This is a genomic window from Microcoleus sp. S13_C3 (assembly GCF_036700905.1).
GTDB lineage: Bacteria > Cyanobacteriota > Cyanobacteriia > Cyanobacteriales > Microcoleaceae > Microcoleus.
On sequence record NZ_JAUBPT010000207.1, the window covers coordinates 1 to 11994 of the forward strand.

The 11994-nt window shown below is 46.5% G+C and carries 7 protein-coding genes and 2 pseudogenes; 5 read left to right on the top strand and 4 right to left on the bottom strand.

What is annotated here, in order from left to right; genetic code table 11:
• Window positions 1–156 precede the first annotated feature (156 nt).
• The gene (locus QUA16_RS33040) at window positions 157–852 is read right to left on the bottom strand and encodes a group II intron maturase-specific domain-containing protein (protein WP_333108616.1); all 696 of its coding nucleotides are present in this window, start codon (window positions 850–852) and stop codon (window positions 157–159) included.
• 405 nt (window positions 853–1257) lie between these two features.
• Window positions 1258–2314, bottom strand: a pseudogene (locus QUA16_RS33045) (ISKra4 family transposase).
• A 204-nt stretch (window positions 2315–2518) separates the two neighbouring features.
• On the opposite strand from QUA16_RS33045, the gene QUA16_RS33050 reads away from it, so the two are divergent.
• Window positions 2519–2641: a hypothetical protein gene (locus tag QUA16_RS33050; protein WP_333108618.1), complete on the top strand. Its 123-nt coding sequence runs from the start codon at window positions 2519–2521 to the stop codon at window positions 2639–2641.
• 8 nt (window positions 2642–2649) lie between these two features.
• Here the strand turns inward: QUA16_RS33050 and QUA16_RS33055 are convergent.
• Both QUA16_RS33055 and QUA16_RS33060 read right to left on the bottom strand, forming a co-directional pair.
• Window positions 2650–2777 (bottom strand): annotated as a pseudogene (locus QUA16_RS33055) (IS630 family transposase); the annotation flags it as partial.
• Between the two features lie 202 nt (window positions 2778–2979).
• Window positions 2980–4554: a GMC family oxidoreductase gene (locus tag QUA16_RS33060; RefSeq protein WP_333108614.1), complete on the bottom strand. Its 1575-nt coding sequence runs from the start codon at window positions 4552–4554 to the stop codon at window positions 2980–2982.
• A 374-nt stretch (window positions 4555–4928) separates the two neighbouring features.
• On the opposite strand from QUA16_RS33060, the gene QUA16_RS33065 reads away from it, so the two are divergent.
• From QUA16_RS33065 to QUA16_RS33080, 4 genes are all read left to right on the top strand, one after another.
• Window positions 4929–5837, top strand: coding sequence for an SMP-30/gluconolactonase/LRE family protein (locus QUA16_RS33065; RefSeq protein ID WP_333108613.1), 909 nt, complete (start codon window positions 4929–4931; stop codon window positions 5835–5837).
• Window positions 5838–5968: 131 nt separating this feature from the next.
• Window positions 5969–6385: a DoxX family protein gene (locus QUA16_RS33070; RefSeq protein WP_333181657.1), complete on the top strand. Its 417-nt coding sequence runs from the start codon at window positions 5969–5971 to the stop codon at window positions 6383–6385.
• A gap of 264 nt (window positions 6386–6649) precedes the next feature.
• On the top strand, window positions 6650–8980 hold the full coding sequence (locus tag QUA16_RS33075) for an FUSC family protein (protein ID WP_333108608.1): 2331 nt from the start codon (window positions 6650–6652) through the stop codon (window positions 8978–8980).
• Window positions 8981–9566: 586 nt separating this feature from the next.
• Window positions 9567–11936, top strand: a complete 2370-nt coding sequence (locus tag QUA16_RS33080) for a nitrate reductase (protein ID WP_333108606.1) — start codon at window positions 9567–9569, stop codon at window positions 11934–11936.
• Window positions 11937–11994: the final 58 nt, after the last annotated feature.

Genomic DNA, 11994 nt, shown 5'->3' on the forward strand with positions numbered 1-11994 from the left:
TTTACGTGAGAGTAAGGGGTGTGAATCCCTTAGTGGAGTAGGCTCCACGTGCCAAACGACCTTTCAGGTCGCGCCCCTAAGAACCGGACTTGACACTTGTCGCATCATCCGGCCGGGGCCTTTGCCTTCACAGTACGTTTACCACTGTGTACCACTTTATGACAGATTTTGTGTAGGTAAAGAGAGATTGTCGATGTCATCCGAGCCTCCTTTTGTCATTGGTACTATGTGATGTGTTTCGATAGCTTCACCATTGCTAAGATATTCGCCACAGATAGGGCATTTCCCTCCTTGATTTCGGGCAATTTGGTAATACTTCGACCCTTTTTCCCAGATGGTTTTCCCAGATTTTGCGGCTCTTTTAGCCCAGTATTTTGTTAGGTTGGGGTCGTCTGGGGATGCTGTTCCTTTTACCTTTATGTGGCGTTCGATGGGTATTTTAGCTATGTTAAATAGGCTAATTTCCTTGTTGTTACCTTTTCTGTCCTTGACATTGCAGGTAAACTCCCACCCTTGGCCTCTAATTTTAAAGTATCGGTTGGCAATCCACCGTTTGCTCTTGTTTGGGTGTCGCCGTTTTGCCCATCGCCAAAGTGCTATCCATACCTCAGAACTGATGCAACTAAACACTTCTTTGCTGACGGCATGGCGATAGTAGTTTCCCAAGCCTCGAAGTTTGGGGTTTAATTGTTCAATGACAATTTTCTGTTCTACCGTTTTATTTCTTTTGAGCCATTCCCTGATTTCCTTAAGGAATTTCAGGACTTTCTCTTTTTGCGGTTTGATCAGTAGTTTGCCATTGTATTGTCTGAGATTGAACCCAAGAAAATTAAATCCTTCGCTGATGTGCACGATTCGGGTTTTCTCCCTATTTAGTTGTCACGATTTGTTGGATAGCCATTGTTCGATTTCAGGTCTGATTTTCTCTATGTATTCTTGACAGGTAGCGGTGACGATGAAGTCGTCTGCGTATCGGACGAAACCATATCTATCGGATTTGTATGAGCCTTTGACCTTCTTGAATTGGCTCAAGAAGTTTTCCAGACCCCGTAAGCCGATATTTGCCAGTAGGGGGCTGATAATGGGGAGCATCCCAATTTTGTAAAAGGGGAAAAGTATGATACAGTTCCCCTTTTATTTTAGCTGATCCCTATATTATAGGATGTAAAAAATTAGCGAGATTCTCATCAAATTCGCTTGTCAAAATATATAAACTTAAACAAGTTGACCAAAAATACCTAAAGAATTTTAGAGAATTTATAATAATTCATTTAAGTAAGTACACCTCAGCTTAAGCATTTGACTAATATTTTTTAACGACCATTGAGCCCCCGAAATTTTTAATCGCCTATCAATCTGTTTGACCGTTGATTCAACGGCCCCTGACCCAATCGAACAAATATTTTCCTCCGATAAAAGTTGATAATTTACGATTCGATGACGATGTTTAGTTAGGTATTTACAAAAATTAGCAGCAGGGCGACGACCGACGGATTCAAATAGCTTAATTGTCTCATTTACCTGACCCTCCCACAACAATTTTCTAGCTTGTTCCAGTCGTTTATTAGACCCTCCTACTTTGTGCAAGTTTTCCATTAAATGGAACCAGTCTAAGATTTTTCTCCGTCTGCCTTGAGGATTAAATTTATTAATTAAATTCCAAATTCCATCATGTCCATCTCCCAAACAGGTTAAGAGGGGACTTAAAGGCTGATTATTTACAAAATTAATTAAGCTTTCATTCTCTTGAAAATATGCAGCATAAAAACTGGAATGAAGCCTGACGGCTTTATAATCAAGCCATTGAGACCCTTCTCCCTGTTGACCTCTCACACGAACTTTACCTCCATCAACGCTAGTTTCTTTTATTGATAATTCTGCGATTGGTTCGCTCCACTCTTTCTGGCTTACTAACCTGTGTAAAGCTGAATGACCTATCTTAATACCCGTCTGAACTCCCACTTCAATTGCCGCTTTTTCAAAAGACAAAACCGCCGCCATTCTCAAAGAGCATTTTTCCAATAATGGAGAGAGCCTTGTCGATTTTTTAACCTTTAATTTTTTCGCTTGGTCTTCGGTAATTTTTAGGGGTTCGATACAGCTATTTATGGTCTTTTATCGTCCTTTTTCTGTCCCGGTTGCTGCTTTGATAAAAAAAAGCAATATCGGGTCCCATGACCTCTAACCATTGTTGTCTAAGGTGCTGTTCAATGCTCTCTAAGTCCTCTAAAGACTCCGGGGGGCTGTTTCGGTATAAAATTTGGGCGATTTCATCATGACAGGCTTTTAACCGTTCGCGCTCTTCAGGATTAATCATAAGGCTCCAGAACAATTTACTTTATTGTACGTGGTTTTTGCTGAAGACAGCGCTTCAATCATAGAAAAAATTAGTAGTTGCTTCCATAGCAGTTTTTGGGAAAGCAGTTGGTTTAAATAATGTAAAATTATATCATTTATTGGGAAATTTACAAAATCGGGATGCTCCCATTTTAGATTGTGTCTTGGGAGCATCTCACCTTTGCAGCCCTCCGCTAGAAATTGGAGTTTTGAGGCAGGAGGCAGAAGGAAAGAGGCAGAAGGAAAGAGGCAGAAGGAAAGAGGCAGAAGGAAGGAGCCAGAAGAAGTATTTTTACAAATATGAGATGCTCCCTGTGTCTTGCCGTCATTGAGCAATAATAAAATTAGAATTATTTCTCTAAAATTTGCCTTTTCTTCCTCTCTTAAGGCTTTTTGTAGTTTCTCTCTTTGTTGGGATTGAGATGGTTTTTAGCTGGCATTTTTGTATAAATTGACTAAACTCATTTTTTATTATACCCTATTTAAAGGCACAACAGCTTAAGACCAAATCTCTTTTAGGGTGGAGGCAGTTGCCTTCGAAGCAGAAATTCAAATCGTGAGGTTTGGGAATCCCCGTCCGCGACGGTCGGGGTGGATGTCAATGTCTAGTTATGTGAGCATAAAAAAGGCTGGAGTCAGTTGCTACCTCAGCATTTGGGCCAGACGATCGCCCACACGCAGGGCATTCGCCATAATCGTCAGCGTCGGGTTGACTCCAGAATTGGAGGGGAAAAAGCTACCATCAACGACATAAAGGTTATCAACATCGTGGGTGCGGCAGTTGAGGTCTAATACTGAGGTTTTGGAGTCGCTACCAAAGCGGCAGGTGCCACATTGATGCGCCACAGCTTGCAAAGGAATGTTATTGCGAGGATAGAGGCTAAACGGGATGACGTTCATGGCATTTCGCTCGATCGACTTTAGCACCGAGGTCCAGCGATGAACCAGGCGATCGGCAGCTTCAGTATTATTCAGGGTGTAATCCAGGTGTAACTTGTCACCGACAACACGCACGCGATTGTTAGGGTCGGGCAAATCCTCGGTTTGCAACCACCACCCCACGGATCGTTCAGCCATCAGGTGGAGCTCAAAGCCTGGAATCAATTTCACGTAGGGTGCTAAAAGTGGGGGCGCTTCCGCCGGAATCATATCTGGCAGCACATTTCCGCTATTTTGCACCATGCCCATAGGGTAGGGAAAATCCGGTTCGCCCCAGTAGAAGTCGTTAACGGCGATCGTCTTTTGAAAGTTGGCTCGGTTGGGTTCAGTATGAATTGATAATAGTGCGATCGCCTGATGCTTCATAAAATTGCGCCCCACCCGATCGGAACTATTCGCCAGTCCATTGGGATGCTTGTCATTAGCCGATCGCAGCAGCAAGGCAGCCGAGTTGATCGCCCCGCAAGCCACTACAACAATATCAGCAGAGAACTGACACAACTCGCCATTAACATCAGTTTCAACGGCGGTGACATCTCGCCCCGACGCGCTAGTGTGTAGCTTGAGGACTTTGGCGTTTGTTATCAGTGTCAGGTTAGAGTACGCCTCGCGAGTGGGACGAATGGCATTAACCTCAGCATCAGCTTTTGCACCCACCAAACAGGGATAGCCGTCAAAGGTATCGCAGCGAATGCAGGCACTTTTGGTGCGATCGCTCTCGTTCAACTTCAGTCCCAACGGTAAATTAAAAGGGTAATACCCCAGCTTACGGATGCCATCGGTCAGCGTCTGCATATCCGGCTCATGACTCACCGCAGGATAGGGATAGGGATCACTGCAAGGCGGTTCGGTGGGGTCTTTGCCTCGCTCTCCATGCACATCGTACAGCTTTTCTGCCTGAGTGTAATAAGGCTCAAAGTCTTGATACTTGAGTTCCCACTCTGGGGAAATACCGCCCTTATGGATTACCTGCTCAAAATCTCGCTCTCGCAGCCGTAGCAACGCTGCCCCATACACTTTAGTATTTCCACCCACCCAGTAGCCAGTCTGCGGACGAAACGCCTTACCGTCTTTGTCATACCAGTGTTCGTCAGTGTGATAGCGTTCCTTTTGGTAAACTTCTTTAGCGCTCCAGTTGTCTTTTTCACGAGGTAGAAAATCACCTCGCTCCAGCACTAAAATCTTTTTACCTGTGGGTGCTAAGCGGTGAGCTAGTGTGCCTCCACCTGCTCCTGTCCCAATGATGATGACATCATAGTGAGCTGTTGTGGTTTCCATTGTAATTGTTTCGGAATTTATTCTCGTTTTATCTATTAACTTCTTGGAGCAGTTTCAGCTCCGACCCAACTACACAGGCTGTGCATCAATATGAATGCAATGTTAACCATTCCCATACCTCCTCGATTAGAATTACATTTTTGTTAGACTCGCTGTGAGCGATCGACAGGGATGCCAGAATCGCTCTTACGATAGATTGTTTGATCCAGCTTATAACTTTAAACTCAATAAAGTCGTCTATCTGATGGCTTAGTATTTATGCCTCGTGAGGTGTAATTGGTGAGGTGTAATTGCGACTAATAACATGACAAATAGCCTGGACTTAAAACTGTAACTATCGTACCTAAATATGTGTTAAATGGCAGGAAATACTCATGCCTGAAACCATCGAAATTTATGACGATCGCTTCCGATCGCTTGTACACCCAGATGCCTCGCTCCAAAAGCTTGCCACTGGTGCCGTTCACAGCGAAGGCCCCGTTTACTTCCACGAAGACGACAGCCTTGTGTGGAGCGATGCTCACGGCAACCGACTGTTGCGCTGGAGTAACCCTGATGGAGTCAGCGTTCTGCGCGACCCGTCTGACTATCAAAGTGGAAATTACCGCGACTTGGAGGGTCGTTTGGTCGCGTGTTCGTCAGGTTTACGTGCCATTATCCGACGGGAGTATGAGGGTCAGTGGCAGGTTTTAGTAGACCGTTATCAGGGTAAGCGCCTCAACAGCCCGAACGACCTTGTAGTGAAAAGTGACAGCACGATCTGGTTCACTGACCCACCCTACGGCATCACTGAGCCAAATCAAGGATATGGGGGCGAACAGGAACAACCGGGATGTTTCGTATACCGCTTTGACCCAGCAACAGGTGAGATCGATGCGATCGTAACGGATATGGTGCGTCCCAATGGACTCGCTTTCAGTCCGGACGAAAACCTGTTATACGTATCAGATACCGCTGCTTTCAACATTCCAAATGGACCCCATCATATCCGCGTGTACGAGGTTGTAGATGGTCGGCGTGTAACCAACGGTCGCGTATTTGCAGTGATCGAGCCGGGTCAACCCGACGGGTTGCGCGTAGACCAGTACGGCAATATCTTTACTAGCTCTCAGGATAGCGTGCAGGTGTATGCACCTGATGGCAGCCACTTAGGGAAAATTCTGGTGGCGGAGACTTGTGCTAACCTCACTTTTGGTGGAGTGAAGCGCGATCGCCTGTTTATTACGGCAGGCACATCTTTATATGCGATCGACCTCAATACTCGTGGGGTGCAAAAAAGATGATTTACAAATTTGTTATTGGCTTTGCCTTGAGTTTTCTATTAGTTACTAACATTTCATCGAATCTACCAGAGCTAGGTCTAAACCTACTCAGTTCACTTAATACTGTTTTCCCCGCCGGACTTCAAGGCGTAATGCTTTTACTATTAAGAGTTAGTGTCGGTATATTGTTCCTACTGCACGGCTATCCTAAAATAACGCATCTTAGACAGTGGGCTAATTCTCTGAAAATGCCTATATTTCTTTGCTTTCTATCAGCAGCATCGATGTTGGGCGGTGGAATTTGCCTCATTCTGGGATTGCTGACTCTATTAGCGAGTTTACCAATTCTCGGCTCAATGGTGTTTGCAGCCTATTTACACATCTCCCAAGGTAAGCCTTTTGTGGGTCGCGATCCCTATTTAATTCCTGAAGAACAGTATCAGGGGTCTTTAGGAAAAGGGGAACCGCCAAGTTGGGAAAAGGCGTTTATGTACTGTGTAATGTTGATGGCGATCGCGGTTTTAGGCCCAGGTGCGTATTCGCTGGATGCTCTGATTTTTGGACGGTGAACCCAGGCTTACCTCTCAGATAGATTCTATGTCAAGCTTTTTAAATTAATCATTACTAAACAATACAGCATTTTTTAGGTAAGTGAGGTACATAGCAAAGATAGAGGACACGGCAGTGCCGTTTCCCTACAGCGATCGATCACTTGACGGGTGTACTTGATCAACATGGAATATGCTGTATGTTAAAAACTTTTTTGTTTCATCACTTGTATCAAAAAGATTAAGCAGAAACCAGTTAATTTAATTTAAAGAGGTAGCCTACTAATGCCATCTGGCGATCGACAATCTCTCAACTGGCTGTTGCAGCAGTTTCAGCTCAAGCCCGGTAAACCTGACATCCTCTACGGCTTGCGTACCCTTTTGGCAGTGAGTGGGCCCATTGCAGTTGGCTTTATTACAGGTCATCCTGCAGCAAGTGCGATCGCGGTTATGGGAGCTATGTTTGTGGGTATGGTGGATGTGGGTGGAGCCTATCGCCAAAAAGCAACTGTAATGCTCTCCGCAACCATTGGCGTTACTGTCGCCTTGCTAATGGCGAATCTGGTTAGTAGTACCCTGTGGCTAGCTATTCCAACAACGTTCTTAGTGATGTTCATCGCTGGCTTAGCTGGTGTGTTTGGTACTACCGTTGCGACGGTTAGCCTGGTTACATCAACTATGTTTATCGTCTCGCTAGCAAAATTTGCTTCGTTCCCAGATTTATCTACTGTTTTTCTGCAATGCGCGCTGTGCCTAGCTGGAGGTGTATGGGCGATGGTGTTATCTCTCTTATTGTGGGTGTTACGCCCTTATACACCTGCGATTGAGGCAGCCAGCAGTTGTTATGCCACATTGAGCAAATTTTTGCGAATGGCAAGCGAGATACCCTTAACTCTGGAGGAGCGTCGTCCGTGGGGAGAGCAATTCTTACAAGCTCAAGACAGCGTAATACAGAATTTGACCTCTGCCCGGAGTGTTTGGGGTGCTGTGTGGACGGGCCGAGAAACTGCTGACTTGCGGGGCAATCAATTACTTGTCTTAATTGAGGATACCAACCAAATTACTAATTCTGTTGTAGCACTGGTTGAACTGTTAGCGATAGCTTCCTCTGGTTCCTTATTCCAGCAGTTGCACAGAGAAATTCAGCAAGTGATAGAAGCATTGGCAGCAGCTTTGCAATTTTTATCAGAATCACTCCCCAAAGAAAAGAATGTTGTTCGCTTGGGAGATTTGGAGCGGGCGATCGAGGCACTAGAATACCAATGGCAAGTCATACACTCTCAAGTCCTGAATCAGGCGAGTTTGGCTCACGCAGATGACTATGCTGACTTGGTGAGTCTTGGTAAGATTGTAGCTAGTCTGAAAGCGCTAGCAGAACAAATTCATACCGATGCGAAAATTGCCACAGATTTACAACGGGGAGAAAGACGCAGCATCGCCCAGCTAAACATTAATCCCCCAATGCAGCCACAGCGTTCTTCAATCATTGACACGCTGCGGAACAATCTCACGTTTAATTCTGTTACTTTTCGTCATGCTTTGCGGCTGGCGCTAATAGTAACGACTGCTGAATTAGTAGCCGTGTTATTGCAAGTACCCACAGGCTATTGGGTCACACTCACTGCTTTAGTTGCCCTAAAGCCGAACTTTGGCGGTACTTCTCAGACAACGGTGCAACGGGTGATTGGAACCACATTGGGGGGCATCTTTGGCATTGCCCTGGTCATACTTATCCACAATCCAGTGGCAATATTAGTCTGTCTTCTGATACTCTTAGTCACTGCTATGTCGGTGCGATCGCTGAGCTACGGCATTTTTATCACACTCCTCACTCCCGCAATCATATTGCTACTGAATGTGACAAGTAAAGGCGGCTGGGAGATTGGAGTATTACGCATTGTCGATAGCTTAATTGGAGGAATTTTAGCATTACTAGGTAGCTATTTGTTATTCCCCAGTTGGGAGCGATCGCAACTTCCGGCACAACTAGCAACAACTATTCGAGCTAATCTCGCGTACTTTCAACAGGTTGCAGCTAGCTACATCAACCCAGAACAACAGTGTTCGACTGAAACTATTAGAAACCTGCGTCATCAAGCGGCATTAGAGAATGCAAATGCGAATGCTGCGGCTCAAAGGTTATTCAGCGAACCCCGTCACGTTCGAGGAGAAGTCGAACCGATCGCGATGCTGATACTCTACATTCGTGCCTTTTTCAGCTCAGTCACAACCCTAGCAGAACATCAGCGGAAATTTAGCGGAGACTACCAATTTGCAGATTTTCAGCGATTTACCGATGCGATTGTCCAAATTTTAGAGAACTTAGCAAATGCTTTGGAACAGGGACACCCACCTCTAGCTTTACCGGAGCTAAATATTTATATCGAAGCAATGCACAATGATATTGAAAAGTTACATATCACTAGGATATCAGAGTTGGCTACAAATCCCATTTCTGTAACATCAACGAGGCAAGCTGTTCGAGAACAAACTCCTGTTTCCACACAACTAGATCGAATTGCCCATGAAATGAAATGTTTGCATTGTGCGATCGAGCGTTTGCAAGCATCTCTCGATGAGAGAGTGAACTCAGGATCTAGTTATAGCAAACGCTGATACAAGGTGTTTATAGACTGGCTGAGGTGGAGAGCGATCGCGGTTTTAGGTCGGGGCGCATATTCGCTGGATGCTCTCATTTTTGGACAATGAATTATCTGGCGCCCGGAATTAGTTGGGTCATTTTGACCCAACGGTTATCTTCTGCCAACTTGCATCCGTTGGGGAGTACAAAGTCGAAGGGTTCGCAGGGAACAGACTCAGCTTTTCGGTACACGCTCGCAGATGGTGATGCAAAAGTTTTGACCTATTTTACCTGTTTTCCTTGCACTCGACTCTCGATCCCGCGATCGCATAACCCAGACTGCATCACATCTGGGCACTGATTCAGCCAGCCCTAAGTAGGCAACCTTGATTACACTGAATAATTCTCTCTTTAGGTGAAGTGCTTTCGTCTCAAGCCGAATCTAAAATACTGAAGCACATATTTCAATAATCGAGGTAATTAGTTGAAATAGACTGCGATGTCAAACGGAACCGCCAAAGTTAAGCCAACAGGGTTGAATTTCTCACTAATTAAGCCCAAACAAGCCAACAATCAACACGCTGTTATTCAGCATTAAACAAGAAGTAAGTAAGAATTAAAATGAAACAAACACGCGATAGTATCGCCGACATTTGGGGTGAACGAACGCCCTACATTGGTGATTGGCCAGTACGAGTAGATGAGCGGATAGTTGAGGAACCTGACCATTGGGTTCAGTCTGCCTGTGTCCTCTGCTCCAATGGCTGTGGGATGGATATTGGTGTCAAAGATGGACGAATTGTTGGAGTTCGCGGTCGTGCAGTAGATGCCGTGAACCACGGACGCCTTGGACCCAAAGGTTTGCATGGGTGGGTTGCGAATGATAGTCAAGACCGCCTCACCCGTCCCTTGATTCGTCGCAACGGTCAACTGGAGGAAGCCAGTTGGGATGAGGCGATGGACTTGATTGTCCGACGTTCCAAAGAACTTTGCGATAAGTACACCAGCGGTGCCATTGGTTTCTACACTACTGGGCAACTGTTCATAGAGGAATACTATACGCTGGGTGTACTCGGTAAGGCTGGACTGGGAACGCCTCACATGGACGGGAACACGCGGCTGTGTACGGCTACATCCGCCGCTGCCTTGCAGATGTCCTTCGGCACAGATGGACAACCTGGTTCTTATACTGACCTCGACACCACCGAGGCTATTCTGCACGTCGGACACAATATTGCTTCACAGCAGACTGTACTGTGGATGAGAATCCTCGATCGCCGACGTGGCCCCAATCCGCCAAAACTTATTGTCATCGACCCCCGCGAAACAGCGACAGCCAAGGAAGCTGATGTCCATTTAGCGCTAAAGGTTGGCACCAACATTCCAGTGCTCAACGGTCTGCTGAATTTGATGATTGAAGCGGGTCATATTAATCAAGAGTACATTGAAGCTCACACAGTCGGGTTTGAGAAACTAAAAGAAATCGTCAGCAAATGGACACCAGAGCGTGTCGAGCAGGTGTCGGGAGTTCCTGCCGATAAGTTACGCGCTGCTGCTGAAATTCTCGGCACTACTTCAACATTAGTATCGACAGTTCTTCAAGGCGTCTACCAATCCATGCAGGCAACCGCCGCCGCCTGTCAGGTGAATAATATCCATTTAATTCGCGGTCTAATAGGTCGCCCTCGTTGCGGCATCTACCAGATGAACGGTCAACCAACCGCGCAGAACACCCGCGAATGTGGCGCTGACGGTGCCCTTCCCGCTTTTCGCAATTGGGACAATCCGGAACACGTCGCTGAACTGGCGCGAATCTGGAATGTTGAAGTTGATGTCATCCCCCACTGGGCACCACCGACGCACGCCATGCAGATTTGGAGGTATGCGGAGCAAGGCTCAATCAAGATGCTGTGGATTAGTGCGACCAATCCAGCCGTCTCAATGCCAGACCTACCCCGTATCCGCCGCATTCTGGAAAAAGATGACCTCTTTGTGATCGTGCAAGATGCCTTCCCCACGGAAACCACTAAATTTGCTGATGTTGTCTTACCGGCGGCGATTTGGGGTGAAAAGACGGGCTGCTACACCAACGTTGACCGGACGGTACACATTTCCCACAAGGCAATTGACCCACCAGGGGAAGCCCGTTCAGACTTGGATATCTTCCTCGACTATGCCCGACGCATGGATTTCCGCGATAAAGATGGCGCACCATTGATTAAGTGGAGCAACCCAGAAGAAACGTTTGAAGCCTGGAAAGAATGCACGCGCGGTCGCCCCTGTGACTATACAGGCTTGAGCTATGCCAAGCTGACGGGAGGGTCAGGGATTCAATGGCCTTGCAATGAGCAATTCCCCAATGGAAAGCCGCACCTTTATGAGGATGGCGTGTTCAACACCAGCGCTGACTACTGCGAAATCTACGGTCACGACCTGGTTACGGGTGCTGCAACACCACCGCAGGAATACCATGCCAATGACCCGAAGGGGAAAGCCTTCCTGAGAGCTGCTGACTACCAGCCACCTCACGAACAGCCCGATAATGAATACCCGCTATGGCTGACAACAGGTCGGGTCGTTTATCACTTCCATACCCGAACAAAAACCGGACGTTCTCAAGAACTCAATCAAGCAGAGCCTGATGCCTTTGTGCAAATCTCTCAGGAGGACGCTACGAAGCACGGCATTAAGGAAGGCGATTCGATCGTAGTTGAGTCGCGTCGAGGCCGGGTTGTCGTGCCGGCACGAGTGGGGGATATCGAGCCTGGGCTTGTGTTTATTCCTTTCCATTATGGCTATTGGGATGAGTCAGGCCGATCTCGTGCTGCCAACGAGCTAACGATTACCGAATGGGACCCGGTGAGTAAGCAGCCGCATTTCAAATATGCTGCTGTGCGGATTCAGAAAACGGCATCAGCTCTCTTCGAGAAAATGATGGAGGGTGCCAGCAAGGATGTCATCGATACGGTCAAGGAGCTAGTCCCTAGGTAGCGAATAAATAGACAAAATGATACACTTATAGACAAATATGCGGTGTACCATTGTGTTT